The sequence below is a fragment of the Hydrogenophaga sp. FW305-3-2-15-A-LB1 genome (assembly GCF_058787875.1).
Genome location: NZ_JBYTAE010000021.1, coordinates 19150 through 45474 on the forward strand (window position 1 = coordinate 19150; position 26325 = coordinate 45474).

The 26325-nt window shown below is 69.1% G+C and carries 28 protein-coding genes; 7 read left to right on the forward strand and 21 right to left on the reverse strand.

From position 1 onward, the window contains the following. The 5 genes from AC3WPZ_RS08535 to AC3WPZ_RS08555 form a co-directional block, all read right to left on the reverse strand. Positions 1-1820: methyl-accepting chemotaxis protein (locus AC3WPZ_RS08535; protein ID WP_492439161.1), on the reverse strand; the 1820-nt coding region annotated here is incomplete at its 3' end. Positions 1821-1884: 64 nt separating this feature from the next. Next, positions 1885-2424, reverse strand: a complete 540-nt coding sequence (locus tag AC3WPZ_RS08540) for a chemotaxis protein CheW (protein ID WP_382154797.1) — start codon at positions 2422-2424, stop codon at positions 1885-1887. A 29-nt stretch (positions 2425-2453) separates the two neighbouring features. Beyond that, on the reverse strand, positions 2454-2819 hold the full coding sequence (locus AC3WPZ_RS08545; protein WP_291120771.1) for a response regulator: 366 nt from the start codon (positions 2817-2819) through the stop codon (positions 2454-2456). Further along, a complete protein-coding gene (locus AC3WPZ_RS08550) occupies positions 2819-3214 on the reverse strand; it encodes a response regulator (RefSeq protein ID WP_291125525.1) in 396 nt (131 codons plus the stop codon). The genes AC3WPZ_RS08545 and AC3WPZ_RS08550 overlap by 1 nt, the downstream gene beginning before the upstream one ends. A gap of 101 nt (positions 3215-3315) precedes the next feature. Next, positions 3316-3489 carry a rubredoxin gene (locus AC3WPZ_RS08555; protein WP_291120767.1) on the reverse strand — a complete coding sequence of 58 codons (174 nt, stop codon included), beginning with the start codon at positions 3487-3489 and terminating at the stop codon, positions 3316-3318. Between the two features lie 155 nt (positions 3490-3644). Between AC3WPZ_RS08555 and thiD the strand changes: the two genes are divergently transcribed. Then, complete coding sequence (gene thiD / locus AC3WPZ_RS08560) at positions 3645-4586, forward strand: bifunctional hydroxymethylpyrimidine kinase/phosphomethylpyrimidine kinase (protein WP_382321626.1); 942 nt, start codon at positions 3645-3647, stop codon at positions 4584-4586. Between the two features lie 10 nt (positions 4587-4596). Next, positions 4597-5901, forward strand: a complete 1305-nt coding sequence (gene hemL, locus AC3WPZ_RS08565; protein WP_492439163.1) for a glutamate-1-semialdehyde 2,1-aminomutase — start codon at positions 4597-4599, stop codon at positions 5899-5901. Positions 5902-5914: 13 nt separating this feature from the next. Here the strand turns inward: hemL and AC3WPZ_RS08570 are convergent, their stop codons facing one another. From AC3WPZ_RS08570 to dusB, 4 genes are all read right to left on the reverse strand, one after another. Next, complete coding sequence (locus AC3WPZ_RS08570; protein WP_492434292.1) at positions 5915-6334, reverse strand: hypothetical protein; 420 nt, start codon at positions 6332-6334, stop codon at positions 5915-5917. Positions 6335-6538: 204 nt separating this feature from the next. Then, complete coding sequence (gene purH / locus AC3WPZ_RS08575; protein WP_444687296.1) at positions 6539-8125, reverse strand: bifunctional phosphoribosylaminoimidazolecarboxamide formyltransferase/IMP cyclohydrolase; 1587 nt, start codon at positions 8123-8125, stop codon at positions 6539-6541. A 37-nt stretch (positions 8126-8162) separates the two neighbouring features. After that, a complete protein-coding gene (locus AC3WPZ_RS08580; protein WP_291120759.1) occupies positions 8163-8399 on the reverse strand; it encodes a helix-turn-helix domain-containing protein in 237 nt (78 codons plus the stop codon). Beyond that, positions 8396-9433: a tRNA dihydrouridine synthase DusB gene (dusB, locus tag AC3WPZ_RS08585; RefSeq protein WP_444687297.1), complete on the reverse strand. Its 1038-nt coding sequence runs from the start codon at positions 9431-9433 to the stop codon at positions 8396-8398. The genes AC3WPZ_RS08580 and dusB overlap by 4 nt, the downstream gene beginning before the upstream one ends. Positions 9434-9611: 178 nt before the next feature. On the opposite strand from dusB, the gene AC3WPZ_RS08590 reads away from it, so the two are divergent. Then, on the forward strand, positions 9612-10094 hold the full coding sequence (locus AC3WPZ_RS08590; RefSeq protein WP_382154781.1) for a YqaA family protein: 483 nt from the start codon (positions 9612-9614) through the stop codon (positions 10092-10094). Next, positions 10091-11269, forward strand: a complete 1179-nt coding sequence (locus AC3WPZ_RS08595) for an MFS transporter (RefSeq protein ID WP_382321635.1) — start codon at positions 10091-10093, stop codon at positions 11267-11269. The genes AC3WPZ_RS08590 and AC3WPZ_RS08595 overlap by 4 nt, the downstream gene beginning before the upstream one ends. Here AC3WPZ_RS08595 and AC3WPZ_RS08600 read toward each other — a convergent pair. Next, the gene (locus AC3WPZ_RS08600) at positions 11242-12018 is read right to left on the reverse strand and encodes an RNA pseudouridine synthase (protein ID WP_492439166.1); all 777 of its coding nucleotides are present in this window, start codon (positions 12016-12018) and stop codon (positions 11242-11244) included. The genes AC3WPZ_RS08595 and AC3WPZ_RS08600 overlap by 28 nt on opposite strands. A 239-nt stretch (positions 12019-12257) precedes the next feature. Between AC3WPZ_RS08600 and AC3WPZ_RS08605 the strand changes: the two genes are divergently transcribed. Both AC3WPZ_RS08605 and AC3WPZ_RS08610 read left to right on the forward strand, forming a co-directional pair. After that, a complete protein-coding gene (locus AC3WPZ_RS08605; RefSeq protein WP_492439168.1) occupies positions 12258-13424 on the forward strand; it encodes an alpha-hydroxy acid oxidase in 1167 nt (388 codons plus the stop codon). Then, positions 13421-14503 carry an enolase C-terminal domain-like protein gene (locus tag AC3WPZ_RS08610; RefSeq protein ID WP_492439169.1) on the forward strand — a complete coding sequence of 361 codons (1083 nt, stop codon included), beginning with the start codon at positions 13421-13423 and terminating at the stop codon, positions 14501-14503. The genes AC3WPZ_RS08605 and AC3WPZ_RS08610 overlap by 4 nt, the downstream gene beginning before the upstream one ends. Here AC3WPZ_RS08610 and AC3WPZ_RS08615 read toward each other — a convergent pair. The 8 genes from AC3WPZ_RS08615 to AC3WPZ_RS08650 form a co-directional block, all read right to left on the reverse strand. Continuing rightward, on the reverse strand, positions 14434-15264 hold the full coding sequence (locus AC3WPZ_RS08615) for an alpha/beta fold hydrolase (protein ID WP_492439171.1): 831 nt from the start codon (positions 15262-15264) through the stop codon (positions 14434-14436). The genes AC3WPZ_RS08610 and AC3WPZ_RS08615 overlap by 70 nt on opposite strands. A 2-nt stretch (positions 15265-15266) precedes the next feature. Next, entirely contained in the window at positions 15267-16229 is a 963-nt protein-coding gene (locus tag AC3WPZ_RS08620) for a Bug family tripartite tricarboxylate transporter substrate binding protein (protein ID WP_492439173.1), read from the reverse strand. A gap of 62 nt (positions 16230-16291) precedes the next feature. After that, positions 16292-17776, reverse strand: a complete 1485-nt coding sequence (locus tag AC3WPZ_RS08625) for a sulfatase family protein (protein ID WP_492439175.1) — start codon at positions 17774-17776, stop codon at positions 16292-16294. 2 nt (positions 17777-17778) lie between these two features. Beyond that, complete coding sequence (locus tag AC3WPZ_RS08630; RefSeq protein WP_492439177.1) at positions 17779-18237, reverse strand: aconitase X swivel domain-containing protein; 459 nt, start codon at positions 18235-18237, stop codon at positions 17779-17781. Then, positions 18234-19472 carry an aconitase X gene (locus AC3WPZ_RS08635; protein ID WP_492439179.1) on the reverse strand — a complete coding sequence of 413 codons (1239 nt, stop codon included), beginning with the start codon at positions 19470-19472 and terminating at the stop codon, positions 18234-18236. The genes AC3WPZ_RS08630 and AC3WPZ_RS08635 overlap by 4 nt, the downstream gene beginning before the upstream one ends. 7 nt (positions 19473-19479) lie before the next feature. Further along, positions 19480-19938, reverse strand: a complete 459-nt coding sequence (locus AC3WPZ_RS08640) for a MarR family winged helix-turn-helix transcriptional regulator (RefSeq protein WP_382154752.1) — start codon at positions 19936-19938, stop codon at positions 19480-19482. A 14-nt stretch (positions 19939-19952) separates the two neighbouring features. Continuing rightward, on the reverse strand, positions 19953-20897 hold the full coding sequence (locus tag AC3WPZ_RS08645) for a carbon-nitrogen hydrolase family protein (protein ID WP_492439182.1): 945 nt from the start codon (positions 20895-20897) through the stop codon (positions 19953-19955). 119 nt (positions 20898-21016) lie between these two features. Continuing rightward, positions 21017-21925 (reverse strand): LysR family transcriptional regulator, encoded by a 909-nt coding sequence (locus tag AC3WPZ_RS08650; RefSeq protein WP_492439184.1) that lies wholly within the window; start codon positions 21923-21925, stop codon positions 21017-21019. 174 nt (positions 21926-22099) lie between these two features. Here AC3WPZ_RS08650 and AC3WPZ_RS08655 point away from each other — a divergent pair, with 174 nt between their 5' ends. Then, positions 22100-22360, forward strand: a complete 261-nt coding sequence (locus AC3WPZ_RS08655; protein ID WP_492439185.1) for a hypothetical protein — start codon at positions 22100-22102, stop codon at positions 22358-22360. A gap of 11 nt (positions 22361-22371) precedes the next feature. On the opposite strand, the gene AC3WPZ_RS08660 is transcribed toward AC3WPZ_RS08655, so the two are convergent. The 3 genes from AC3WPZ_RS08660 to AC3WPZ_RS08670 are packed head-to-tail and all read right to left on the reverse strand — an operon-like array spanning position 22372 to position 26298. Beyond that, positions 22372-23175 carry a TSUP family transporter gene (locus AC3WPZ_RS08660; RefSeq protein ID WP_492439186.1) on the reverse strand — a complete coding sequence of 268 codons (804 nt, stop codon included), beginning with the start codon at positions 23173-23175 and terminating at the stop codon, positions 22372-22374. Positions 23176-23179: 4 nt separating this feature from the next. After that, a complete protein-coding gene (locus tag AC3WPZ_RS08665; protein WP_492439187.1) occupies positions 23180-24826 on the reverse strand; it encodes a GMC family oxidoreductase in 1647 nt (548 codons plus the stop codon). Positions 24827-24840: 14 nt separating this feature from the next. Then, positions 24841-26298 carry a sulfatase family protein gene (locus AC3WPZ_RS08670; protein ID WP_492439188.1) on the reverse strand — a complete coding sequence of 486 codons (1458 nt, stop codon included), beginning with the start codon at positions 26296-26298 and terminating at the stop codon, positions 24841-24843. Between the last annotated feature and the right edge of the window lie 27 nt (positions 26299-26325).

Sequence of the window (26325 nt, forward strand, 5' to 3'; positions counted from 1 at the left end):
CCCCCGCCCCACGCCGCCTGGATGGCGGCGTTGAGGGCCAGCACGTTCGTCTGTTCGGTAATGTCCGAGATCAGTTCGGTGATTTCACCGATCTCCTGCGACGACTCACCGAGCCGCTTGATGCGCTTGGAGGTTTCCTGGATCTGGTCGCGGATGGCGTTCATACCGCCAATGGCGTCCTGCACGGCCTGCAGGCCCGACTCGGCGGCTTGCAGCGACGCGCGGGCCACCGTGGCCGACTCCTGCGCCTGGCCCGACACCTGGTTGATGCGCTGCGCCATATCCAGCACCGACTGGCCGGTTTCGCGGATCTCGCGCAGCTGTTCGGTGGACGCGGCCAGCAGCTCGGTCGAGGTGCTTTCCACCGCCGACGTCGTCTGCGCCACGCGCGTGGCCGTGGCCTGCACGTTGCCCACCAGCGAGCGCAGTTCTTCCACCGTGTAGTTCACCGAGTCGGCGATGGCGCCGGTGATGTCTTCCGTGACGGTGGCTTCCTGCGTCAGATCGCCTTCGGCCACCGTCTGCAGTTCGTTCATCAGGCGAAGAATGGCCGCCTGGTTGGCGTCGTTGACGCGCTTGGCGTCCTGCTCCAGCGATTCGGCAGCAAGCCGCTGCGATTCCGCGACCGACTGGCGCTGGCGGCTGTCGAGCAGCTGCACATAGGCCAGGCCGCCCGCGCACAGCAGGGCAAACAGGGCCGAGAGGGCCAGGGCCGCCAACTGGCCGCCACCGAGGCCCGAGCGCGACGACAGGTCGCCCTGCAGCTTCTCCAGGCTCAGGCGCAAGGGCTCGCTGTCGGCAATGATGCCGGCCTGCGCTTCACGCGCCGAGACCAGGCCCTGCAGGTTGCCCAGAATCGCGCCGGCTTCGACGCGCGTGGCTTCGTACAGCTTGAGCAGGGCGTCCAGGCGCTCGCGAACCTGCGGGTCGCGCGCGGCGGCCAGGCGCAGTTCGTCGCTGCCGTTGAGCAGGCCTTCGGCGATTTCCTTGAAGGTGTTCAAGTCCTTGCCGAGCAGGAACACCGCTTCCGGGCTCACGCCCTCCATCGTCAGGAACTCGTTGGCCGACTTGCCGATGCGCTGGGTCAGCATCACCAGCTGGCCCGAGGCCGAAATCTCGGCGGCCGGCGCGTTCTGCTGCAGCTTCAGCGAGGACACGGTCTCGGCGATCTCCAGCAGGTCCGACGACTGCCGGTTGATGGTGCGCAAGGCGTTGCCCACCTGCGTCAGGATGTTCTGCTGCGCCAGCACCGCCGCCGCATTGCGCTCGGCCTGGTCCACCTTGGGCAGGATCTTGCCGAGGTCTTCCGAATATTCGGCGCCCAGCGCGTCGAGCGACATCTCGCTGTCGCCGCCTTGCAGGCCGCGCAGCGTGCGGGCCATCACGGTCGAGCTGTCGCGCACCTCGGGGAAGGCGGCAGGGCTGCCGATCAGGGCCTGCGACACGCTCTTGGCCAGGCGCTGCGACTGCATCAGAGCCTGGCCGCTGGCGGCCACCTGCTGACCCACCTTTTCGGTCTGGGTCAGGGCATACAGCGTCACGCCACCGAGAACGACCAGGCCGAGCGCCAGCAGGATGGCCAGCGTGCGCTGGTGCTGCTCGGCCGGTTTGCTGCCCAGCAGCGGCAGGGTCACCTGGCCGCTGGCGTCGGGGCTGTCCTCGTCCACCATCGGATTGCCGACGAGGCCTTCCGATGCAAGCGTCGGCGCCAGGCGGGCCGCCGCGAGTTCGGCGACCTCCTGGTCGGTGGCATTGGAAAGGTCGGGTTCGTCGCCGGCTTTTTTCTTGAAGAGACCCTGGAATCGATCAAGCATAGCCATGTAAAAACCTTCCAACTGAAAACAGAATGACGAATGGACCCCATGCGGTCCGCGGGTTCAACCTTCAGGCGGCGATCGCCAGAAACTCGGGCTCGGCCACCAGCATCTGCAGATCCAGCTCCTGCCAGGACTGACCCTGGGCATCGACCAGCGAGCGGGTGAAATACGAAGGCGCGCCCTCGGGATTGGCCCCGAGCGCGGTGAACATGGAGGGGTTGCGCAGACCGAGCAGGCGGTCGATCCAGATCACGGCATTGAAGCCGAGCGCGGTGTGCAGGCTGACCAGGCGCGACTCGGAGGTCACGCGTTCGCTGGTCGGGGAAGGCAGCGCCGAGGCCGCCGAGCCGACCAGGCGGGCCAGGTCGATCACGCCGTGCAGGCCGCCGCGCAGACTGGCGACCCCGGCGTACCAGGGCTTGGTGTAGGGCACGCGCTGCAGCGCGGACCAGGGGAAGATTTCACCGGACTGCACCAGAGGGAGCAGGTAACGCCGGTCGCCGGCTTCGACCGCCAACCAGGTGGCGGTGACGGCTTCGGTCTTGGCGGCCGTCAAACGCTGGGCCAATCGTTCCTGGAGTTCCTTGAGTGATTGACGTTTGGCCATGCTCGGTGCGGTTCAGGTCGGTGGTGCGGTCAACCCAGCGCGCGAATCTTCGACAGCAACTCTTCCGCGTCGACCGGTTTGGTCACGTAGTCGCGTGCGCCCTGGCGCATGCCCCAGACGCGGTCGGTCTCCAGATTTTTGCTCGTACACATGACGATGGGAATGCTCGAATACTGAGGGTCCCGCGTGATGGCACGCGTGAGTTGAAACCCATTCTGACCGGGCATCACCACGTCCATCAGGATCAGATCGGGCTTTTCCTCGCCAAGCCGACGGAAGGCCTCGTCCGCGTTCTCAGCGGTGCTCACGGTGTAGCCGTTTTTTCCCAGCAGATCGGACAGGACCATCAGCTCGGTTTTCGAGTCGTCCACCACGAGGATTTTCCGAATGGGCATCACACTGCTCCTGTCAGGTTGGCGCCGAACTGCTGCACGGCTTGCAGCAGCTGGTCTTTGGTAAAGGGTTTGGTGAGGTAGTCCTGCGAGCCGACCATGCGCCCACGCGCCTTGTCGAACACGCCGTCCTTGGACGACAGCATCACCACGGGGATGCCGGCGAAGCGGGCGTTGCGCTTGATGATGGCGCAGGTCTGGTAACCGTCGAGGCGCGGCATGAGGATGTCGCAGAACACCAGATCGGGCTGGTAGTCGTTGATCTTGGCCAGGGCGTCGAAGCCGTCGTCGGCCAGCAGGACTTCATGCCCGCCCTGCTTGAGGAAAATCTCGGCGCTGCGGCGGATGGTGTTGCTGTCGTCAACCACCAGGACTTTGAGGGCAGGCGTTGTGCTCACGTTTCACTAGCTCCAGAGGGTGGGACAGAACGAGGAAAGCGAGACCGGAGAAATACCCTACCGGGTTCGCCAGGAAACCATCAAGCGCGCAGACCCCGACCTCAGATCTGCACCATTTCAAAATCTTCTTTGCGGGCGCCGCACTCGGGACAGGTCCAGTTCATCGGCACCTCAGCCCAGGGAGTGCCGGCGGCCACGCCATGCTCGGGTGCACCTGCGGCTTCGTCGTAAATCCAGCCGCAGATCAGGCACATCCAAGTCTTGGTTTCGGTCATGGTTATAGGGGGCATTGTCTTAGAATGCAAGCATTGTATCGAGCGACATAAGCCGCTCCGCAAGCCAGTTGGACCGGCTGTCGATCACGTTTGGCGCCCTGCGCAACGCACCCACCCGGGTGACCGCGCCACAACCCTTCCCCCCCTCCGTACCCATGCCCGATACACCCGCAACTTCCGCGCCCGAAACGGTCGAGAAGCCCGGCGAGATTTCCCTGCCGTGCGTGCTGACCTTCAACGCCAGCGATCCCAGCGGCGCGGGCGGCCTGAGCGCGGACATCACCGCCATGTCGAGCGCGTCGACGCACGTGCTGCCCATCGTCACGGGCGCCTACATCCGCGACACCTCCGACATCCACGACCACTACGCCTTCGATGAAGAAGCGGTGGCCGACCAGGCGCGCTGCGCGCTGGAGGACATGCCGGTGCAGGCCTTCAAGGTCGGTTTCGTGGGCAGCCCGGAAAACCTGAGCGTGATCGCGGAGATCACGACCGACTACAGCGAGGTCCCGGTCATCACCTACATGCCCGACCTCTCCTGGTGGGACGAGATGGCGATCGACACCTACCTGGACGCCTGCGCCGAACTGCTGCTGCCGCAGACCACGGTGCTGGTGGGCAACCACAGCACCTTGTGCCGCTGGCTGCTGCCCGAATGGGAAGGCGATCGCCCGCCCACCGCCCGCGAGGTGGCCCGCGCGGCCGCCGTGCACGGCGTGCCCTACACCCTGGTGACCGGGTTCAACGCGGCCGACCAGTACCTGGAAAGCCACCTCGCCACGCCCGAGACGGTGCTGGCCACGGCGCGCTACGAGCGCTTCGAAGCCACCTTCACCGGTGCGGGCGACACCCTGTCGGCCGCGCTGTGCGCGCTCATCGCGGGCGGCAGCGACCTGCAGGCGGCCTGCGCCGAAGCCCTCACCTACCTCGACCAGTGCCTGGACGCGGGCTTCCAGCCCGGCATGGGCCACGCCGTGCCCGACCGCCTGTTCTGGGCCCACGACGACGAGGGCGAGGAAGAAGAAGCCCCCGCCGAAGGCACGCCCGACAGCACACTCGACGCCAACGATTTCCCGCTCGACACCACGAGACATTGACCTTCGCTCCATGACCACCGATCGCAACCAGCAACTGTTCGACCGCGCCAAGGCGCTGATCCCCGGCGGCGTGAACTCGCCCGTGCGCGCCTTCCGCGCGGTGGGCGGCACGCCCCGTTTCGTGCAACGCGCCCAGGGCGCCCACTTCTGGGACGCCAACGGCCAGCGCTACATCGACTACATCGGCTCCTGGGGTCCGATGATCCTGGGCCATGGCCACCCGGCGGTGGTCGAGGCGGTGCAAAAGGCCGTGCTGGAGGGTTTCTCGTTCGGCGCGCCGACCGAGCGCGAGGTCGAGCTGGCCGAAGCCATCGTCGAACTGGTGCCCAGCATCGACATGGTGCGGCTGGTGAGCTCGGGCACCGAGGCCGGCATGAGCACCATCCGCCTGGCGCGCGGCGCGACCGGCCGCAAGAAGATCATCAAGTTCGAGGGCTGCTACCACGGCCATGCCGACGCCCTGCTGGTCAAGGCCGGCTCGGGCCTGGCCACCTTCGGCAACCCCACCAGCTCCGGCGTGCCGCCCGAGGTGGTGCAGCACACCCTCGTGCTCGAATACAACAACCTCGAACAACTCGAGGCCGCGTTCGCCGAGCACGGCCCTGAACTGGCCTGCCTCATCATCGAGCCGATCGCGGGCAACATGAACTTCGTGCGCGCCAGCGTGCCGTTCATGAAGCGCTGCCGCGAGCTGTGCACGCAGCACGGTGCCCTGCTCGCCTTCGACGAGGTCATGACCGGCTTCCGCGTGGCGCTGGGCGGCGCGCAAAGCGTGTACGCCCAACTCATCCCCGGCTTCGAGCCCGACATGACCGTGATGGGCAAGGTGATCGGCGGCGGCATGCCGCTGGCCGCCTTCGGCGCCAAGCGCGCGGTGATGGAACAGCTCGCCCCGCTGGGCGGCGTGTACCAGGCCGGCACGCTCTCGGGCAACCCGGTGGCCACGGCCTGCGGTCTGGCCACGCTCAAGGAAATTCGCCAGCCCGGTTTCTACGACAAACTCGCGGCCACCACGCGTTCGCTGGTTGATGGCCTCAAGGGCGCCGCCGCCGCCGAGGGCGTGGCACTGAGCGGCGACAGCGAGGGTGGCATGTTCGGCTTCTTCCTGTTCGACGAACTGCCGCAGAACTACGCCAAGGTGATGACGACCGACGGCCCGCGCTTCAACACCCTGTTCCACGGCCTGCTCGACCGCGGCGTCTACATCGCGCCGGCCCTGTACGAAGCCGGCTTCGTGAGCGCGGCGCACACGGCCCAGGACATCGAAGACACGGTGGCCGCGGCGCGCGAGGTGTTCAAGCAGCTGGCGCGCTGAGCGCGGGCTTCGGTCAGTACGCCCGAAAAAAACGGGCGTGCTCCCGGTGCATGTGCGAACGCAGCGTCAGCCAGTCCCGCAGCGCGGCCTGCGTCAGCGGCGACGGGTCCTGCGCGCACAGCTCGAAGGCGTCCCCGAGGCGCCTGAACTCGGCATCAAGATCGCGCTGCGGCGCCAGCGCATCCGGCATCGGGCCCATGGCGATGTCGGCATGGCCCCAGACCATGATCTCCGCAACAACGCGCCTTCGCTCCAGCATGAGGCGGCGGTGCATGGCCGAACGCCGGCGCGCACCGAAGCGGCGGAGCACGGGATTCGAGTCACCGGCTTGCACCATCGCCAGGATCACATCGAGCTGCTCGATCAGGTGAATCCAGGGCTCGGGCTGAAAACGCACGGTGGATGCTTCAGGCATCTTCTGCAGAGTGAGCATGCGGGTCTCCTGTTGTTGTTCTGGGTCGGCCGTCTGGATCGCGCCGGCCCAGAGAATAGAGAGCCGCCTTGAAAACAGCCATTTGATTGGCCGCATCCGAAGAATAGAAGTTAACTATTCAAGGTCGGGGACCCCGCAAGAAAAAGGGCCGCGGCAGGTTTCTGCGGCGGCCCGGAGGGCATTCAGGCGCGTGGCGCCGTTCGCTCAATGGCGGAAGTGGCGCACGCCGCTGTAGACCATGACGACACCGCGCTCGTCCGCCGCGTCGATCACTTCCTGATCGCGCATCGAACCACCCGGCTGGATCACGCAGCTCGCGCCCGCGTCCACCACCACGTCCAGGCCGTCGCGGAACGGGAAGAAGGCGTCGCTGGCCACCGCCGTGCCCTGCAGCGAGAGCTTGGCGTGGCCGGCCTTGATGCTGGCGATGCGCGCCGAGTCCAGGCGGCTCATCTGGCCCGCGCCCACGCCCATGGTCATGCCGTCCTTGCAGAACACGATGGCGTTGGACTTCACGAACTTCGCCACCTTCCAGGCGAACAGCAGGTCTTCGATCTGCTGTTCGGTCGGCTGCAGCTGGGTGACCACCTTGAGGTTGCTGCGTTGCAGCACGTGGTTGTCGGCGCTCTGGATCAGCAGGCCCGAGCCCACGCGCTTCACATCGCTGAGGTTCAGGCCCTTGTCCCACGCCGTGGCGCCGCCCGGGGGCAGCGCGATTTCGAGCACGCGCACATTGGCCTTGGCCTTGAAGACCTCCAGCGCCTCGGGCGTGTAGCCGGGCGCCATCAGCACCTCGACGAACTGCTTGCTGATTGCCTGCGCGCCCGCGCCATCGAGCACGCGGTTGAGCGCGATGATGCCGCCGAAGGCGCTGGTGGGGTCGGTCTGGAAAGCCTTGCCGTAGGCCTCCAGCGCGTCCTTGCCCACGGCCACGCCGCAGGGGTTGGCGTGCTTGACGATCACGCAGGCCGGCACCTCGAAGCTCTTGACACATTCCCAGGCCGCGTCGGCGTCGGCGATGTTGTTGTAGCTGAGTTCCTTGCCCTGCAGCTGCTTGGCCGTGACCAGCGAGCCCGGCGCGGGGTGCAGGTCGCGGTAGAAGGCGGCGCTCTGGTGCGGGTTCTCGCCGTAGCGCAGGTCCTGCAGCTTGACGAAGCGGCCGTTGCTCTGGGCCGGGTACTCGCTGCGGCGGGGCACGCTGGCGCCTTCCTCGAACTCGATGGACGAGAGGTAGTCGCTGATGGCCGCGTCGTAGTTGCTGATGCGGTTGAACGCGGCGACCGAGAGCGCGAAGCGAGTCCTGTCGCTGAGCTTGCCGCTGGCCTTGAGTTCGTCGATCACGGCCGGGTACTGGGCCGCGTCGGTCAGCACCGCCACGTCCTTCCAGTTCTTCGCGGCGCTGCGCACCATGGCCGGGCCGCCGATGTCGATGTTCTCGATCGCGTCTTCCAGCGTGCAACCGGCCTTGGCCACGGTGGACTCGAAGGGATAGAGGTTGACGATCAGCAGGTCGATGGTCTCGATGCCATGGGTCTTGAGCGCGGCCATGTGCTCGGGCAGGTCGCGGCGCGCCAGCAGGCCGCCGTGCACCTTGGGGTGCAGCGTCTTCACGCGGCCGTCGAGCATCTCGGGAAAGCCCGTCACCTCGGCCACCTCGGTCACCGGCAGGCCTTTCTCGGCCAGCAGCTTGGCGGTGCCGCCGGTGGAGATCAGGGCCACGCCGAGGCCGTGCAGGGCCTGGGCGAGTTCGACGATGCCGGTCTTGTCGGAGACGGAAATGAGTGCGCGCATGGAAGAGAGGGCTTGGGAGGTTGGGAAATCGGTGGGCTCAGTCGATGAGCTTGTGTTCGAGCAGCTTCTTGCGCAGCGTGTTGCGGTTCAGCCCCAACCATTGCGCGGCGCGCGACTGGTTGTTCTGCGCCTGCTCCATCACCACTTCGAGCAAGGGTTTTTCCACCGCCTTGACCAGCATGTCGTGCAGGTTGGCGGGGTCGGTGCCGTTGAGGTCGCGGAAGAAGTCTTCCATGCTGGCACGCACACAGTCGTGCAATTTGTTCTGTTTCATGCGGCCAGTTTCCAGTTGTCGCTCGGGGTTGTTGTTGTGGTTTCGCCGGACGACCACTCGTCCAGGCTCTCGCTCACGCAGCGCAGCTGCGCCTCCACCGTGGTGACGGCGTTGACGCGCGAACGGAACAGGGCGGCCGCGCCGGGGGGCAGCGGCAGCGATTGCGCGTACCAGCCCAGGTGCTTGCGCGCGCTGCGCACACCGGTGGATTCGCCGTACAGGTCGTAGTGGTCGTGCAGGTGGTCGAGCAGCCAGACCCGCACGTCGGCCAGGTCGGGCGGCGGCAGGTGTTCGCCGGTGGCGAGGAAGTGGGCGATTTCACGGAAGATCCAGGGCCGGCCCTGGGCGGCGCGGCCGACCATGATGGCGTCGGCCCCGGTGCGGCGCAGCACCTCGCGCGCCTGCTCGGGGCTGTCGATGTCGCCGTTGGCCACCACCGGAATGCGCACGCGGCTCTTGATGTGGGCCACGGTGTCGTGCTCGGCCTGGCCCTTGTAGCCCTGCTCGCGCGTGCGGCCGTGCACGGTGAGCATCTGCACACCCGCGGCTTCGGCGGCCAGCGCGAGCGTGGGGGCGTTGCGCACGCTGGCGCACCAGCCGGTGCGCATCTTGAGGGTGACGGGCACGCCGTGCGGCTCGCAGGCGGCCACCACGGCCTGCACGATCTCGATGGCCAGCGCCTCGTCCTGCATCAGCGCCGAGCCGGCCCACTTGTTGCAGACCTTCTTGGCCGGGCAGCCCATGTTGATGTCGATGATCTGCGCGCCCCGGTCGATGTTGTAGCGCGCGGCGTCGGCCATCATCTGCGCGTCGGTGCCGGCGATCTGCACCGAGATCGGCGCGGCCTCGCCTTCGTGGTTGGCGCGGCGCGAGGTCTTGAGGCTGTCCTGCAGATCGGGGCGCGAGGTCACCATCTCGCTCACCGCATAGCCCGCGCCCAGGCGCTTGCACAGCTTGCGGAATGGCCGGTCCGTCACCCCCGCCATGGGCGCGACGAACAGGGCATTGGGCAGGGTGAAAGCCCCGAGTTGCATGGCGGTGGGAGAATCGGTGTCGAGCGGTGGAACTGCCGCGATCCCTGCTAACGCGGGGGGCGAAGGAACGCGATTGTATCTGCCTGTTTTTTCAGCAGGCGATATGTCGGCACCCTTTTTGCCCTCTCCCTCCGACTTCCCGATCGCCGGTCTCTCCCACCCCCGGATTTCGCCGCCCATGCCCGACTGGATCACCTACCTGATAGAGCTGCTGGCCCTGCCCGAATTCGGCCTGAGCACGGTCTTCGTGGTGTCCTTCATATCGGCCACCTTGCTGCCCCTGGGGTCGGAGCCGGCGGTGTTCGGCCTGATCAAGATCAACCCGCATCTCTTCTGGCCCGCCATCCTGGTGGCCACCGCCGGCAACACGGCCGGCGGCGCCGTGAGCTGGCTCATGGGCCTGGGCACGCACAAGGTGGTGGACCGAGCGCGCGGCAACCACGTCGATCTGCGCGCGCTGCAATGGCTGGAGCGCTTCGGCCCCAAGGCCTGCCTCATGTCCTGGCTGCCGGTGGTGGGTGACCCGCTGTGCGCCGTGGCAGGCTGGCTCAAATTTCCGTTCTGGCCCTGCCTGGCCTACATGGCCATCGGCAAGTTCGCCCGCTACCTCACCATGACGGCCGCGCTGTTGTGGTTCTTCCCTGGAACCCTGCATCCATGACCGTTGCCAGCAACCGCCTGCCACGCGCCCTCTGGGCCCTGATGGTGGGCAACTTCGTGATCGGCACCGGTGTGATGGTGGTGCCCGGCACGCTCAACGACATCAGCCACTCGCTGGGCGTGTCGATCCCGCAGGCCGGCCAGCTGATCACGGCCGCGGCCATCCTGATGGGCCTGGGCGCGCCGCTGTTCGCCAGCCTGGTCGCGGGCTGGGACCGGCGCCGCCTGCTCACGATCTCGCTGATCTGGTACGGCGTGCTGCTGCTGGCCTGCGCGCTGGCACCCAACTACGCCAGCCTGATGCCGCTGCGCGTGCTGGCCGTCATCGCGCCGGCCATCTTCACGCCGCAGGCGGCGGCCAGCGTGGGCCTGCTGGTCGGCCCGGCGATGCGCGGGCGCGCCATCACCTTCATCTTCCTGGGCTGGTCGCTGGCCTCGGTGCTGGGCATGCCGCTGTCGGCCTGGATCAGCAGCGAACTCAACTGGCGCTGGGCCTTCGGGCTGGTGGCGCTGACCTCGTTCCTCAGCGGCGCCTGGGTGTGGCGCGAGATGCCCGACGGCATCAAACCGGCCGCGCTGTCGCGCGAGGCCTGGGGCCGCACCCTGGGCTCGGCCCCGCTGATGACCGCCGTGGCCGTGACGCTGCTCTTCTCCTTCGGGCAGTTCACGCTGTTCTCCTACTTCGCCCCCTACTTCGCGCAGACCCTGGGCGCGGGCGGCGGACTGCTGTCGCTGATCTTCCTGTGGTTCGGCGTCTTCGGCCTGGCAGGCAATGTCGCGGTCACGCGCTCCATCGACCGCATCGGCGCGCCCCGGGCCGTGCTGATCACGCTGTGCGCCATCGTGCTGAGCCTGCTGCTCTGGCCGCTGGGCCGCTACGGCGTCTGGGCCCAGGCCTTCGTGCTCATCCCCTGGGCGCTGGGCTGCTTCTCGTGCAACTCGGCGCAGCAGGCGCGGCTGGTGCAGATCTCACCCGAGCTGGCCCCGGCCACCGTGGCGCTCAACACCTCGGCCCTGTATGGCGGGCAGGCCCTGGGCGCGGCGCTGGGCGGCGTGATGATCGCCCAGGGCCGCATGATGAACCTGCACCAGGTCGGCCTGGCCGTGATGCTGGTCGCGATGGCCGTGAGCCTGTGGGCCGCGTGGCTTCAGAAACGCTCGTGCGCGGCGAGGTAGCGCCACTGGCCTGAAGGCAGGCCGTCCAGGCCGATGCGGCCCAGGCGCTGGCGCCGCACCGAGGCCAGGCGCAGGCCGGCACGCTCGGCCAGGTGCGCCACCTGCCCCGGCAGCGTGCCCTTGATCGCCAGCCGCAGTCGCCGCTCGCTCTGCCAGCTCGCGCGCGCCGTGGGCACGGCCCAGCCGTCGAAGAACAGCGCCTTGCCCAGCGACTGCAGCACCGCTTCGCGCCGCGCGTCGTCGTCGAGTTCGGCATCGTCCTGCACCTCCACGAGCCACTCGTGTTCCAGCGGCGAGGAGGCATCGGTGATCTTGCGCGCCACGCCCGGGTTCTGCGTGAACACCATCAGGCCGCTGGCAAGCACCTCCAGCGGCGAGACCGGCAGCAACTTGTGGCCATGCGCCTTGAGCGGGCGCACGCCCGAGCGGTCGCCCTTGAAGCGCGCACCCGGGGCGAACCAGCGCGCGGCCAGCTCGTCGGGCAAGGGCGATTCGTCGGGCAGTGCCTGGCCCGAGGGCTTGTGCCAGACCAGCGTGACCGGCACCAGCGGTTCCAGCCGTGCCTTCGGATCGAGCTCCACGGCCTGCTCGTCGCGCACGCGCGCCATGGGCTCCTCGACCACGGTGCCGTCAACCCGCACCCAACCGCCAGCAATGTAGTGTTCGGCGTCGCGGCGTGAGCACGGCAGTTGGGCCGCGAGCCGTTTGGCCAGGCGCTGGGGTTCGGGACGGATCGGTGCTTCGTTCATGCCGCCGACTCTACCCCCTGTTCGGGCCTGTCCAGGCAGAAGAACGCATCGCAGGCCGCCGCGTGGCACAGGCGGGGCCGACATTGTTCCTGTCGATGTGCAACACCAGCGGGATCAATGGGCCTGCGGGGGGTCGATCCGTATGATCGTCCGAAGGACAAGCCGACAAAAAAACCGCGAGGAGACACCCGCATGCACCGCCCCGATTTTTCTTTCGATCAACCCGCCGGGCCTCGCTGATGTGGTTGCGCATGGAGGATGTGCGAAACGGCGCGCGCCAGCGCCTGCCTCGCTTCGTGTTCGACTATGTGGATGGCGGCGCGGAGGATGAGGCCTGCCTTCATGGCAATGGCAGCGACCTCGCCGCGCTGCGCCTGCTGCCGAACTGCCTGAAGGACACCACCACGATCGACACCCGGGTCGAGGTGTTTGGCCAGACCTGGTCGCGCCCGCTGGGCGTGGCCCCGGTCGGTTTCAACGGGCTGGTGCGCCCTGGTGGCGATGTGCTGCTGGCGCGCGCGGCGGCCTCGCAGGGCATTCCCTTCGTGTTGTCCACCGCCTCGAACGAGCGGCTGGAAGCGGTGCGCGCCGCGGCGCCCGATGCCGTGCAGTGGATGCAGCTGTATGTGATGTCGGACCGCGCCATCGCGGAGCAGATCGTGCGGCGCGCGGCGGCCGCGGGCTATGGCGCGCTGGTGCTCACCGTCGATGTGCCGGTCAGCGGCATGCGCGAGCGCGACCTGCGCAACGGGTTCAAGCTGCCGTTTCGCCCCGGGCTGCGCACGCTGTGGGACCTGGCGAGCCACCCCGCGTGGTCGCTGGGCATGGCGCGCGCCGGCTCGCCCGGCTTTGTGAACCTGTCCGAAAGCACCGACGGCGCCGCGTCGGCCCAGCTGCAGGCCGCGCTGCTGGCGCGCGCCATGGACCGCAGCCTGGTCTGGGACAGCCTGGCCTGGCTGCGCCGGCTGTGGGCGGGCCCGCTGCTGCTCAAGGGCGTGCTGCGCGCGGACGATGCCGCGCGGGCCCTGCGGGCCGGTGTGGACGGTCTCATCGTGTCCAACCACGGCGGGCGCCAGCTGGACGCGGCACCGTCGACGATCTCGGTCTTGCAGGGCATCGTGCAATCCGTTGAAGACCGCGTCCCGGTGTTCATCGACAGCGGGTTCCGGCGCGGCAGCGATGTGGTCAAGGCCTTGTCGCTGGGCGCGCGCGGCGTGTTCGTCGGCCGCCCGGCGGTGTGGGGCCTGGCCGCCAACGGTGAAGCCGGCGCGCGCGAGGCACTGGGCCTGATCGGCACCGAGATCGAACGAACACTCACGCTGATGGGGGCGGCTTGCGTGCGCGACCTCGGCCCGGACCACGTCACCCGTTCATGGACCTTCCAACCACAGGCAAGCACACGATGAATGAGATTCCGACCATCACCGGCGTCAGGGCGCGCGCGGTCAACGTGCCGCTGGAGTACCCGGTGCGCACCAGTGTGGGCGTGGTGGCCACCTCGCCGCTGGTGCTGATCGACATCGAGACCAGCACCCAGGTGGTCGGCCACGCCTACGTGTTCACCTACACGCCCATCGCGCTGGAGGCCACGCGCGTGCTGGTCGAGTCGATCGGCCGGGCATTGGTGGGCGAACGCGTCGTGCCGTTCGAACTGGACCGCTGGTTCTCGCAGCGCTTTCGCCTGCTGGGCCGCACCGGCATCACCACCATGGCGTGCGCGGGCATCGACATGGCGCTGTGGGACATCCTGGCGAAGGCGCAGGGCCTGCCGCTGGTGACGCTGCTGGGCGGCAAACCCAAGCCGGTGCCGGCCTACGACAGCCACAGCATGGATGGCATCGAACTGGGCACCTCGCGCGCCGCGCGCGCCGCCGCGCAAGGGCACCGCGCCATCAAGACCAAGATCGGCTACCCCACGCTGGCCGAAGACCTGCAGGTGGTGCGCGCGCTGCGCCGCGCGGTCGGGCCCGAGGTGGAGATCCTGGTGGACTACAACCAGGGCCTCACCGTGCCCGAGGCGATCCGCCGCATCGGCGCGCTGGAAGGCGAAGGCATCGCCTGGGTGGAGGAGCCCACGCTGCAGGAGGACCTGCGCGGCCACGCCGAGATCCGCCGCCACACGCGCATTCCGGTGCAGATGGGCGAAAACTGGTGCGAGCCGACGGACATGCAGCTCGCGCTGGACGCGGGTGCCTGCGACCTCGCCATGCCCGACGCCATGAAGATCGGCGGCGTGACGGGCTGGCTCAAGGCCTCGGCCCTGGCCCAGGCCCGGGGCATCCCCATGTCCAGCCACATCTTCCAGGAGATCAGCGTGCACCTGCTGGCGGTGACCCCCACGGCGCACTGGCTGGAGCGCATGGACCTGGCCGGGGCCATCCTGCAAAACCCCCTGGTGTTCGTCGACGGCCAGGCTCAGTGCCCGCAGGAACCCGGCGTGGGCCTCTCGTGGAACGAAGCGGCCGTGGCGCGCTTCGCGGTGTGAGCGCTCAGGAACTGCGCCAGCAGCAGATCGAACAGCTCGGCGCGCTCCAGGTGGGCCGCATGCGCCGCGTGGGGCAGGACCGCGAGGCCGGCGCCGGGAATGCGCCGCGCGAGGTCCACGGCGGCCTCCAGGCGCACCGTCTGGTCGCGCTCGCCCACGACGACCAGCACGGGTGAGCGCACACCGCCGAGTTGCGACGCCACGTCGAAACCCCGGCAGGCCACCATGGCGGCCACGGCGGCGTCCAGCGCCATCTGCGAACCCTGCCGCACCGCATCGGCAAAGTCCGGATCGCGCGGGCCGGCCAGGAACCAGGTGGCGACAATGCGCTCCACCGTGCGTTCGATGCCTTCGCGCTGCAGCCGGGCGGCGGTTTCGTCCACCGACTCGAAGCGGCCACCCTCGGCCAGGGAAGAGAAGGTGCCGTACAGGACCGCGCGGCCCACGCGCTGCGGGTGGTGGATCAGCAGGTGCTGCACGACGAAGCCGCTCATGGAATGCCCCACGACGTGGAAGCGGCGCAGGCGGTAGCGGTCGGCCAGGCTCAGCACGTGCCGGGCCATGGCGTCGATGGAGCGCAGCGGCGGCTCGGCGCGCCGTGCGCCGAACCCGGGCCAGTCGGGCGTGAGGACCGTGAAGGCCTCTTGCAGCGAAGCGGCCACGCGGTCCCAGGTGCGTGCGTTGCTGCAGAAGCCGTGCAGCAGGATGACCGCCTCGTGGACAGGCTCGCCGGGTGGCGCGGCGGTGTCGTCGACGCGCATGCTCAGACCGGGCGGATGTTCAGGCGCCGGATCAGGTCGCCCGACAGGTCGTACTCCGCCTTAGCCAGCTGGCGCACCGCGTCCGGCCCGCCCTTGAGGCGGTCGCAGCCCATCTCGATCAGCTGGGCCTGGATGTGGGGTGGCGCCAGGGCCTTGTCCACGGCGCTGGCGACCTGGCGGCAGATCGCGTCGGGCGTGCCGGCCGGTGCCATGAGCGCGAACCAGCCGCCGATGGTCACGCCGGGCACGACCTCGGCCACGGCCGGCACGTTGGGCAAGGCCGCCAGGCGGCTGGTGCCGCAGACCGCGAGCGGCTTCAACTGGCCTGCCTTGATCAGGCCCGAGGCGGGCGTGTAGGCCACGATGCCGATGGCGACCTGGCCCGAGGTCAGGTCCGTCACCATGGCCGAGCCGCCCTTGTAGGGGATGTGGCTCAGGTCGCCCTTGCTGCGTTCGCGCAGCATCTCGCCGATCAGGTGCATGGGCGTGCCCGCGCCGGGCGTGCCGTAGGTCACCCGCCCGCGCCGGCTGGCCTCGAGCACGCCTTCGAGCGTCTGGGCCGGCGCGGCCGGGCCGGCGACGACCACCAGGCCGATGTTGGTGACGGGCGCGATCGGCACGAAGGAATCGAGCTGCACGCCGCTGTTCGGAAAGAGGTGCGGGTTGGTGCCCAGCATCGAGTTGGTGGCCGACAGCAGCGTGTAGCCGTCCGGGCGGGCCTTGGCGACCATGGCCGCGGCGATGTTGCCGGCGGCGCCCTGGATGTTATCGATCACGATGGCCTGGCCCAGCGCCTGGTGGAGCTGTGGCGCCATCAGGCGCGTGACTACGTCGCTGCTGCTGCCCGGCCCGAAGCCGCCGTAGATCTTGATCGACTGGGTCGGGAAGGTTTCGCCCGACGCGCCCAGGGGCAGGCCGGTGGCGGCGGTGGCGGCCAGGCCGGCCATGAAGGTTCTTCTTTGCATGATGTCTCCTCGTTCAGGTGGAAAAGACGCCCGCCGCCGAAGGCACGGGCGCCACGGTGGGGTCAGACCATTCGGTACTTTTCGTGCATCGGCGTGGGGCCCGCGTTGCCGCGGGTCAGGGCCTTGTCGCGCCCGCCGAAGCGGGCGATCAGGTTGTCCTGGTCGCGCTTGGCCTGGCGGTCCACCGCGTCGGGATCGAGCATGGCGCGCAGCGCGGCTTGCAGCGATTCGAGTTCGCCCGCATACCGGGGATCGCCGGCCAGGTTGATGCACTCCTCGGGGTCCGTCTCGAGGTGGAACAGCTCCGACGCGTGGCCGACGTAGTGGTGGTACTTGAAGCCGTTGCGCGCGACCATGTAGGCGGCCGATGCCGAGCCCACGGCGTGGTACTCGCTGAAACCCAGGCGAACGGGATCGTCGGGCTGCGCGGCCAGGGCCACGAGCGACTGGCCGGCCAGGTCCCGCTCTTCTTCCAGCACCGGCACCTGGCAGGCTGCCAGCGCCGTGGGGTAGACATCGACCAGGTTGACGTTGGTCTGCCGCACGCTGGCCTGCGGGATGCCGGGCCCCGCCAGGATCATCGGCACCGAGGTCGACTCGCGGTACAGCGTGGACTTGTTCCAGAGCCCGCGCGCGCCCAGGTTGTCGCCATGGTCGGCGCTGTAGATCACGGTGGTGTTGTCCTCGAAGCCCTGCTCCTTCAAGGCCGACAGCAGCCGGCCGACCTGCGCGTCCATGAACGAGATCAGGCCGAAGTAACACGCGCGGGCGAGCCGCCGGCGGTCGTCGGTGCCCAGGGCGGCGTCGTGGTCCCAGTGCCGCTTGAGCCGCTCCACCCAAGGGTGCCGGACATCGTCCGGACCGCTGAGCTTGGATGCGGGAATGCCATCGAGCGGGTACTTGCTCAGCCACTCGTCCGGCACCACCAGCGGCATGTGGGGGGCGACGAAGCCCACGAACAGGGCCCAGGGGGCATCGCCGCCTTCACGGCCGCTTTCGTGGCCGCGTTCGCGGATCCATTCGCAGGCCAGGTCGGCCACGCGCTGGTCGTAGCGGTTGTAGCTGGACTCGCCGGCCCCGAGCTCATCGAAGATGGGTGAGTGCCCGCGCGTGGCCGGCAGCGGCGAGCGCACGGAGCCCCAGACAAGGCCGATGCCGTCGAGGATGTGCAGGGGCTCGTGCTGCGCGCCGAAGCCGGTGGGGTCGCTGGCCTGCCGGTAGTGCAGCTTGCCGATCGACTCGGTGCGCACGCCGGCCTGCGCGAGGCGATGGTGCCAGCTGGTCCAGCGCCCTTCGTAGGCGATGGCGTTGTCCCAGTAGCCGGTGTGGTGCGTCCAGCGCCCGGTGGCGAGGCCGGCGCGGGCAGGCACGCAGATGGGGCTGGGCGTGTAGGCGTTGGTGAAGCGGGTGCCACGCCGCGCGAGCCGGTCGAGGTTCGGCGTGTACATCCAGTCGGCGCCCGAGCAGCCCATGTAGCGGGGGTCGTGCTCGTCCGAGAGGATGAAGAGCAGGTTGCGCGAGGCGGGTGTTTTTTGTTGTGAAGACAACTTCAGAGCCCTTTCATGCGGGGAAGTGGGTTCATCGAGCCGCGCTCGAGCAGTTCGAGCGTGCCGGCCTGCGGGTCCAGCCGGACGCGGTCGCCGCTGAGCAGCACCGCAGTGGGGTCTTCGTTCAGCCGGTCGATCATGGGCATGCCGGCCAACACCGCGCCCTGCCACACGACGGGGTTGGCGCGCCGGCACACCAGCGCCAGTGGAGCCAGGCCCCGCTCGCGCAGGTCCAGCAGGGCCCAGGAGGTGGCGATGCCGCCTTTGGGGGTGGTGAACACGTAGATGCGCCCGGCGGGGCTTTCGCCGAAGAGATCGTGGCCCGGCCGCGAGAACGTGCCGCGCTCGCGGTCGAGGTCGTAGCGGGCATTGAAGCCGTGGTGGGAGACGATGGCGATGCCCTCCACCGCCGTTCCACAGCCGGCGGGGCCGTGCCATGCCGTAATGGGTGGGCGGCTCATGCGAGGCGCCCCCGGATGGCGGCCTCGACGCACTCGGCGACGCCCGCCAGCGCAATGCCGTAACCGGCGCCGCGCAGGATGTTGGCCAGCTTCGCCGATGGCGTGGCGAGGGTGCGTGCACCCATGGCCTGGCGGACCAGCGCCGGGGCCATGACATAGAAGCAGGTGCCCGTGATGACCTCGCCGCCGGCCGCCGTCAGCCTGTCCAGGAAACCCAGGCGCGAGAGCTCGGCCTCCACCTGGGCGTTGACGGTCATGATCAACCGGGTGCCCTGGGCCACATGCCTTCCGTCCAGCAGCTGCACCACCTGCACCGCTTCCTGGATCGAGAGTTGCGGCGCGCTGAAGACCACCAGGTCCAGCCGCTCCTGCCGGTCGAAGTCCGCCCGGAAGATGCCCTGCAGGTCCGCGCGGTGGACCTGTCGCCGGACCTGCGGCACCGCGCCGCCGCAGGCCTCTTCCAGCGTGGGCGCCTCCGGGGTCGCACCCACCACATGAAACATGGCGACCGAACCGAAGCTGGCGACCGCCGCCGCGAAGTGCTTGAGTTCGTCGATGCCGGGGTCGCTGCCGGGCGCGATCACGGCGGGCACCGTCCAGTAGTCCGCCACCTCGGCGCCCACCAGCGCGCCCAGCGCCGACCAGTCGGCCGTGCCCTGCAGCGGGAAGGTCAGCTCGAACACCCGGGTCGCGAACCGGTTCTGGGGCAGGTGAAAGCCGTATGCCGGCACCAACCCCGTCAGCGCAGCGGCCACCGAGGCCGGTCCGGCCTCGTAGTTGGAGCGCGCGCCCACGACCCCGTTGGCGAAGGCCACGGCGCCGGTGTCACCCCAGGCGAGGTGCTGCCGGAAACGCGGCGGTGTCACGGTCTGGTAGTTGATGCAGGTGGAACTGTCCAGGCAACCCATGCCGCGCAGGGCGGCGTGCAAGCGGGACTCGGCGTCCAGCTGGCTTTGCGGCACCCCATAGGCGCAGGACCGCCCGAAATCGACACTGCAGGCCGCGGTGACGCTGGGCACGCTCACCCGGGCGCCGTCGCGCGCGAGCGACTCCACCAGCCGGATGCCGGCTTCGCCCATGGTGCCGGCCTCGGCGCCGACCTGGGCCGAGGCCACGGGCACGAAACGCTGCGCGCCCAGGATCTTGCCGACCTGCACCTGCTGCCCGATGGCCCAGCGCAGGGGCTCCCCCAGCGCGCCCCGGGCCATGGCCTGTTGGCGTTCGTCCAGTTTCATGCGGCGCTCATTCCAGGCGTTCCGCCGCTTGTTGCAGCCGGTCCAGCAACGACTCCAGTTGGCGGAGGTCCGACCGGCTGAAGGCGGACTCCAGGTGCCGCTGCCGCTGCTGGGACACTCGCGAGCCCTTGAGATGCAAGGTCTGGCCGCGCTGGCTCAGGCTCAACTGGAACTGGCGCCTGTCGGCGGGATCGGCGGTCTTGACGACCATGCCGTCCTTCTCCAGCTGGGCCAGGGTGCGGCTGATCCAGCCCTTGTCGATGTCCAGCGTCTGCACCAGGGCGTTGAACGAGATGCCCGGGCGGCTGCCGATGACCGAGAGCACGCGCCACTCGGCCACCGAGATGCCGACCTCCCTCGGCAAGGCGCGGGCGGCGGACCGGCTCAGGGTGCTGGCCAGCACGACGACGCGGTAGGTCAGGTTCTGCGTGACGTCCACGCCTTGGCTGGTCTGTTCACAGTCCATGGGGTCTCCAGGTGTCAGGAAAGAAGGGGCGAAGCGGGCCCCGCGAGCCGGATCACATCGGACCGGGACGAATGGCCGGCCAGGTCGAAGGCGCGGCGCGCCGCGTGCACGGCCGAGGGAAAGAGGTCCGCCAGCAGAAGCCCTTCGGCCTCGGGCGCCAAGGGTTCGCACAGGGCGTCGCCATTCGGCGCGTAGATCTGCGCGTGGCCGCCGCCCAACCGCAGCTGGTCGGCCTTGGCCGGGGTGTCGCACACCAGCGCGCGCATCTCGTCGTTGACCAGCGCGCAGGGCGCGAGCACGTAACACCCACCCTCGACCGCGTAGGTCCGGCTGATGGCCAGAAAGGTCTGCGGGCTGGACATGTTGGGGATGCCCACCAGCGGAAAACCGGGCCACGAGGCCACATGGAGAAATTCGTGCTGCAGATGCATCGCGTGTTTGAGCAAGGGGTGCCGGTGCTCGGCGCAGGCCAGCGCCCCGATTCGGCCGGCGCTGCTGTCCACCACGGGCAGGTCGTGCGCGCCGCCTTCCGAGAAGATCTGCATTTCCAGCGGCCCCGGCTTGAGCTTGCGCCGCCGGAACAGCGTGCGCCCGGTCTCGTCCACCAGCCACTGCGTGATGAACAGGCGCTCGCCCTCCTGCTCCGCCACCCCCATCAGCACCACGATCCGGTGCTCGGCGGCGGCCTGCGCGATCGCGCCGCACGCCGCGCCGTCGAAGCGCAACGCCTGCGCCCGGTAGCGGGCCGAGAGGCCCGAGCGCTGGGCCCAGGCCGCGCCGTCGAGCCAGATCCACCACGGGTAGCCGGGCAGCCAGACCTCGGGGAAGGCCACCACCCGGGCACCCTGGCGCGCGGCCTGCGCGATCAGGTCCACCGCCTTGTGGACCGAAGCCTCCAGGTTCAGGTAGACCGGCGCGGCCTGCACCACGGCCACACGGACGGGATCGTTGGGCGACATGGAATGCCGGGTCCTATTCTGTTGTCAAGACAACGAAATGATAAGAAACCACGGCGGCAAGTCAACTGCTGCGCCATCGACCTTGGCGCTGTTGCAGATCGATGGCGTGAATGCCGGGGTCAGAGGCCGCTGAGGGCGCGCACCACTTCTTCACGCAGCCAGCGGTGCGCGGGTGCGCCGTCCTGCCGCGTGTGCCAGTGCAGGCGCACCTCGAACGGCGGGATCGGCACCGGCAGATCGACCACCCGCACGCGGTGCTGGCTCGCAAAAAGCCGCGCGACCCGGCTCGGCAGCACGACGACGAGGTCGCTGTCTTCCACCAGGCTGGGCAGCACGGAGAACTGCGGCACCAGGGCCACCACGTTGCGCTGGATGCCCCGCTCGGCCAGCGCGCCGTCGATCAGCGCATGGCCCGAGGACGGGGAGGTCACCATCACGTGACGGGCCCGGCTGAAGGTGTCGAGGTCGATGGCGCCCACTGCGGCAGGGTGCTGGTCGGCCAGCATGCACACGTAGTGCTCGCGGAACAGCAGCTCGTTGCGCGTGTGCGTGTGCAGGTTGGGGAGGTTGCCCAGCGCGAGGTCGAGCGTGCCGCGCGCGAGGTCGTCCAGGATCGTGTCGGAGAGCTGGACGAACTCCACCTGGATCCGGGGCGCCACCACCTGGAACAGCCTGAGCAGGGGCGGTGTGAAGAACAGCGAACCGATGTCGGACAGCGCGATGCGGAACCGCCGGGTGGAGCTGAGCGGCGCGAAGCCGGAACGCGCGTCCACCGTTCCCTCGATCGCGGTGAGCGCCACACGCAGGTGCTCGTACACGCGCTCGGCGATCGCGGTGGGCACCAGCCCCGCGCTGCCCCGGGAAAACAAGCGGTCGTCGTACAGCTCGCGCAGCTTGGACAGCGCATGGCTCATCGTGGGCTGGGTGAGGTTCAGGCGCTCGGCGGCCTGCGTGACGCTCTTGGTCTCGTAGATCGCAACGAAGGCGCGAACCAGGTTCAGGTCAAACCGCGCGGGTGATTCGTTCATGCTGCCCCCTCGATATGCGGCCGGGATTATATCGACCGCATCTATCGAACAGGCCCGCCCCCAGCACGAGGCCTGAGCCGCCTCGGCGCCGCGCCGCATGTTCGCTGGCGAACAGTCGCGAGGCGCCGTTCGGTCTTACCCTGGCGACCTCCTTGTTCGACAGAGGTTTTCGCCATGTCCACTGAGTTCTCTTCCTGGTTCACGATCGAGACCAACGGCAACCCCGCCCGGGAGGGCGTTTACGAGACCACCGCGCTGGGCATTCCTGGCGAGAGCCACAGCGTGCTCCAGCACGGCTTCCGGCACTGGGATGACGGCAGTGGCTGGGGCGACCTGGGCGCCACGCCGGACGCCGCCCTGGCGATGAAGGACCACCGCCCGGTGTTCCCGTTCAACGTTCGCCACTGGCGCGGCCGGGCGCTGCCGCCGGACTGAGGCTCGGCCGCTCAGGACGCGGGCAAGCGCACCCAGGCTGTGACCAGAGCGCCCAGGGCCACCACGATCAGCGTGTCGAGCACGAGCAGGGCCTGTCGATCCGACCGGGCGCGAACGAAGGCACGGGCACCCACGCGCATGCCCAGCACCATCGTGGGCCAGAGCAGCAGGGCCCAGCCCACGGCCTGCGCGCCCAGCAGCGACGGCCCGCCCGCCCAGGCGGCAAGGCCGCTCCACAACAGCGCGTAGGCGCTGATCCAGAGCAGCGCGCTGATCATGGTGGCGCGCAGCAACCGGGGATGCAGGCCGCTGGCGGTCATGAGCAGCGCGGCCACGATGCCGCCCGAGGCGGCGAAGCCGTTGAGCAGACCGGAACCCACCCCGGCGAGGTGGCGCCATCCGGCCGTGGGGGCCAACCGGTGCCCCAGGGTGAACCGCACGCCGGTCGCGCCCGCGAGCACCAGGGCGCTGATCAGCACGCGGACCACGGCCGGGTCCAGCCAGGCCAGCCCAGCCAGCCCCACGGGCACGAACAGCAGGTTGCCGGCCAGCAGCGAGCGGTGCCAGCCGCGGTGCACATCGGGCATCACCTGGCGCACGCTGCCCGCGGAGGCCGCCACCTCCAGCATCAGCACCGCGACCACCAGCGGACCAGGCAGCACGAAGGGCGAGAGGCCGGCCACCACGAGCGCCGAGTAGCCGAAGCCCGAGAAGCCCCGCACCACGCCCGCACCGAACGAGATGGCGATGCCCAGGCACAGCACCCAGGCGGGGCCAGGCCAGAGGGTGGCCGCGAGGGCGGCTGGGGTGTCCACGCGCTCAGCGCTGCAGCACCAGATCCGCGCCCTTTTCCCCGATCATGATCGAGGGCGCATTGGTGTTGGAAGCCGGCATGGTGGGCATGATCGACGAGTCGATCACGCGCAGCGCCTGCAGGCCCCGCACGCGCAGCTGGGGATCGACCACGGCCAGGTCGTCGACGCCCATGCGGCAAGTGCCCACTGGGTGGAACGAGGTGGCCGCGGACTGCTTGACATAGTCGAGCAGTTCGTCGTCGGTGTGCGCCAGAGCGCTGGGCCGGGTCTCGCGCACGATGAAGCTCGCCAGCGCGCCCTGGGCCGCGACTTCGCGCGCCAGCCGCACCGAGGCCACCACGTCTTCCTGGTCCTCCCGTTCCGCGAGGTAACGCGGGTCGATGGCGGGATCGGCCAGGGGGTCGGGGCTGGCGAGGTGCACCTGGCCGCGCGACTGCGGGCGCAGCTGGAAGCAGCCGATCGAGAAACCCGGGTAGGGGTCGAGCATGGCGCCGGGCGTGCCGCCGGTGGTCATCTCGAAGCGCGTGTTGCCGCTGAGCTGGGCGAGCTGGATTTTCACGCTCGGTCGCTGGCGGCCCAGGCGGCGGTCGCGCTCGGTGCGCGCCAGCGCGTGGATGGTGAAGGCGGGCGTGGCCATGAGCCCTTTGCGGGTGGTGAGGTAGCGCAGCCCGAGCAGGGTCTGCCGCCACGGGTGGCCCACCACCTGGTTCAGGCCGAGCGGCCGATTGGCTTCGAAGGTGACGCGGGTCTGGACGTGGTCGATCAGGTTTTCGCCGACGCCGGGCAGGTCTTTCACCACCGGGATGCCCAGGGCCTGCAGGCGCTCGCCCTGGCCGATGCCCGAGAGCTCGAGCAGCTGCGGCGACTTGATCGGACCGGCCGAGAGGATCACCTCGCGCGCGGCCTTGGCGATGCCGCGAACGCCTTCGCGGATGTATTCGATGCCGACCGCACGCGTGCCCTCGAACAGCACGCGCGTGACCTGGATCTCGGTCGCCACGCGCAGGTTGCTGGCGGGGCGACCGCGCAGGTAGGCGGTGGCGGTGTCGCAGCGCTGCCCGTGGCGGGTGTTGAGCTGCAGGTAGCCCACGCCTTCGTACTGGCGGCCGTTGTAGTCCTCGTTGGCGGGAATGCCGGCCGAGACGCAGGCGGCGTGGAAGGCGTCGGACAACGCGTCGGGCATGGCGCCGAGCGAGCTGATCGTCACCGGCCCTTCGCGCCCCCGGCAGACGGCGTCACCCAGGGTGGTGTTTTCGAGGCGCTTGAAGTAGGGCAGCAGTTCGCGGTAACCCCAGCCTGCACAGCCCAGGCCGCGCCAGTGGTCGTATTCCTCGGCTTCGCCGCGCACGTAGATGGTGCCATTCACACCGCTGCTGCCGCCCAGCATGCGGCCACGCGGCCAATAGACCGACTGGCCGACCAGGGCCTGCTGCTCCTGCGTGCGGAACTGCCAGACGTAGCGAGGGTCGCCGACCACCTTGGCGATGCCGATGGGCGCGCGCACCCAGAAATCGCGCTCGCGCGACGCGCCCGCTTCGACAAGCAGCACGCGTCCAGCCTGCCGCTCGGCCAGGCGCGTGGCGAGCGCGGGGCCGGCCGAGCCGGCGCCGACGACGATGTAGTCATAGTGCTCTTCTTGGTTCATGGACATGGCCCCTGCCAGGTTCAGTCGAAGGCGATGACGGCGCCGGGCGCGGGCGTGAAGCCCAGGTCGCCGCGCGCGATGACGGCATCGCGCCCGCCGTTCTGCGCCAGCAGCTCGGCCTGGCGCTGTTTCGCGCGCTGGTCCACCTCGTCGGGGTCGCAGATGCGCTGCAGCCGCTCGCGGCACTCGTCGAGCACGCGGGCGTACTTGGCGTTGGCCGCGAGGTCGGTCAACTCCTCAGGGTCGGTCTCCAGGTCGAACAGCTGCGCGGGGTAGCCGATGTAGTGCACGTACTTGTAGCGGCCGTGGCGGATCATGAAGGCGCCGGTGGTCGAGCCCATGCCGTGGTACTCCACGAGCACGTTGCGGTCGGGCACCTCGCCGGCCGCGAGTTCGAACAGCGTGGTGCCGGGGAAGCCCTCGCGCAGGGCGGTTTCCTGGTTGCCCACGGCGTCGAGGATGAAGGGGTACACGTCCACGTGGCTGACCGGCGTGTCCACCGAACGGCCCTTTGGAATGCCGTCGCCCGCGATGATGAGCGGCACGCCAGCGGTTTCCTCGAACATGGTGGACTTGCCCCACAGGCCGCGCGAGCCCATGTTGTCGCCATGGTCGGAGGTGTACATCACGCGCGTGTCGTCGGCCAGGCCCGCGTCTTCCAGCGTGCGCAGGATCTTGCCGATGTTCTCGTCGAGGAAGCTGCACAGGCCGTAGTAGCCGGCGATGGCGCGCTTGACGGCGTCGCGGCTGAAGTAGTCGTCGTAGTTGAAGCTGCGCGCGTAGTCCACCAGGTAGGGATGCGTGGGCCGCTCGTGCTGCTCGTACAGCTTGGGCATGGGCAGGTTCTGGTTGTAGTAGCGGTAGTAGTGCTCGGGCGGCGCGGTGAGCGGAAAGTGCGGCGCGACCAGCGAGACGAACAGCACCCAGGGCTTGTCGGTCTCGCGCTGGGCGGCCTCGCGCAGCCAGACCTGGGCGCGCGAGGTGATCTCGCGGTCGTAGAAGGTGTACTGGCTCTCGCCGGGGCCGGCGTAGTGCGCCATCTTGTAGGCGCCCTTGCGCACCGGCAGCTCGCTGCGCACCAGGCCCATGAGGTCGCCCTTGCCTTCGATGATGTGCATGGGGATCACCTCGGAGCTGAAGCCGTGGTCTTCGTCGGGCGCGCGGAAATGCAGCTTGCCGATGGAGACCACGTCGTGCCCGCGGTCACGCAGCTTGTGGTGCCAGCTCGGGATCGCGCCGTCGTAGGCATCGGCGTTGTCCCAGTAGCCCATCTGGTGGATGTACTTGCCGACGGCGAACGAGGCGCGTGCCGGGATGCACACCGGGCTGGCACAGTAGGCCGATGAGAAGCGCGTGCCGCGCGCGGCCAGTTGGTCGAGGTTCGGGGTCTGGACGATCTCGCTGCCGTAGCAGCCCAGGGCCTTGGGCGAGTGCTCGTCGGACATGATGACAAGAAGGTTCTTGGCGGGGGTTTTCATGGGATTTCCGTTGGGTGATCGAGGGAG

Excerpts from the sequence above, each read along its gene's own strand:
- AC3WPZ_RS08655 (WP_492439185.1), top strand. The coding sequence starts at position 22,100 with ATGTCCACTGAGTTCTCTTCCTGGTTCACGATCGAGACCAACGGCAAC.
- purH (WP_444687296.1), bottom strand. The coding sequence starts at position 8,125 with ATGCGCGCACTCATTTCCGTCTCCGACAAGACCGGCATCGTCGAACTC.
- AC3WPZ_RS08615 (WP_492439171.1), bottom strand. The coding sequence starts at position 15,264 with ATGCGCGTCGACGACACCGCCGCGCCACCCGGCGAGCCTGTCCACGAG.
- AC3WPZ_RS08590 (WP_382154781.1), top strand. The coding sequence starts at position 9,612 with ATGCCCGACTGGATCACCTACCTGATAGAGCTGCTGGCCCTGCCCGAA.
- AC3WPZ_RS08645 (WP_492439182.1), bottom strand. The coding sequence starts at position 20,897 with ATGTCGCCCAACGATCCCGTCCGTGTGGCCGTGGTGCAGGCCGCGCCG.
- AC3WPZ_RS08580 (WP_291120759.1), bottom strand. The coding sequence starts at position 8,399 with ATGAAACAGAACAAATTGCACGACTGTGTGCGTGCCAGCATGGAAGAC.
- AC3WPZ_RS08540 (WP_382154797.1), bottom strand. The coding sequence starts at position 2,424 with ATGGCCAAACGTCAATCACTCAAGGAACTCCAGGAACGATTGGCCCAG.
- AC3WPZ_RS08555 (WP_291120767.1), bottom strand. The coding sequence starts at position 3,489 with ATGACCGAAACCAAGACTTGGATGTGCCTGATCTGCGGCTGGATTTAC.
- AC3WPZ_RS08640 (WP_382154752.1), bottom strand. The coding sequence starts at position 19,938 with ATGGACTGTGAACAGACCAGCCAAGGCGTGGACGTCACGCAGAACCTG.
- dusB (WP_444687297.1), bottom strand. The coding sequence starts at position 9,433 with ATGCAACTCGGGGCTTTCACCCTGCCCAATGCCCTGTTCGTCGCGCCC.
- AC3WPZ_RS08610 (WP_492439169.1), top strand. The coding sequence starts at position 13,421 with ATGAATGAGATTCCGACCATCACCGGCGTCAGGGCGCGCGCGGTCAAC.
- AC3WPZ_RS08620 (WP_492439173.1), bottom strand. The coding sequence starts at position 16,229 with ATGCAAAGAAGAACCTTCATGGCCGGCCTGGCCGCCACCGCCGCCACC.
- AC3WPZ_RS08665 (WP_492439187.1), bottom strand. The coding sequence starts at position 24,826 with ATGTCCATGAACCAAGAAGAGCACTATGACTACATCGTCGTCGGCGCC.
- AC3WPZ_RS08635 (WP_492439179.1), bottom strand. The coding sequence starts at position 19,472 with ATGAAACTGGACGAACGCCAACAGGCCATGGCCCGGGGCGCGCTGGGG.
- AC3WPZ_RS08630 (WP_492439177.1), bottom strand. The coding sequence starts at position 18,237 with ATGAGCCGCCCACCCATTACGGCATGGCACGGCCCCGCCGGCTGTGGA.
- AC3WPZ_RS08605 (WP_492439168.1), top strand. The coding sequence starts at position 12,258 with ATGTGGTTGCGCATGGAGGATGTGCGAAACGGCGCGCGCCAGCGCCTG.
- AC3WPZ_RS08670 (WP_492439188.1), bottom strand. The coding sequence starts at position 26,298 with ATGAAAACCCCCGCCAAGAACCTTCTTGTCATCATGTCCGACGAGCAC.
- hemL (WP_492439163.1), top strand. The coding sequence starts at position 4,597 with ATGACCACCGATCGCAACCAGCAACTGTTCGACCGCGCCAAGGCGCTG.
- AC3WPZ_RS08595 (WP_382321635.1), top strand. The coding sequence starts at position 10,091 with ATGACCGTTGCCAGCAACCGCCTGCCACGCGCCCTCTGGGCCCTGATG.
- AC3WPZ_RS08650 (WP_492439184.1), bottom strand. The coding sequence starts at position 21,925 with ATGAACGAATCACCCGCGCGGTTTGACCTGAACCTGGTTCGCGCCTTC.
- AC3WPZ_RS08600 (WP_492439166.1), bottom strand. The coding sequence starts at position 12,018 with ATGAACGAAGCACCGATCCGTCCCGAACCCCAGCGCCTGGCCAAACGG.
- AC3WPZ_RS08570 (WP_492434292.1), bottom strand. The coding sequence starts at position 6,334 with ATGCTCACTCTGCAGAAGATGCCTGAAGCATCCACCGTGCGTTTTCAG.
- thiD (WP_382321626.1), top strand. The coding sequence starts at position 3,645 with ATGCCCGATACACCCGCAACTTCCGCGCCCGAAACGGTCGAGAAGCCC.
- AC3WPZ_RS08545 (WP_291120771.1), bottom strand. The coding sequence starts at position 2,819 with ATGCCCATTCGGAAAATCCTCGTGGTGGACGACTCGAAAACCGAGCTG.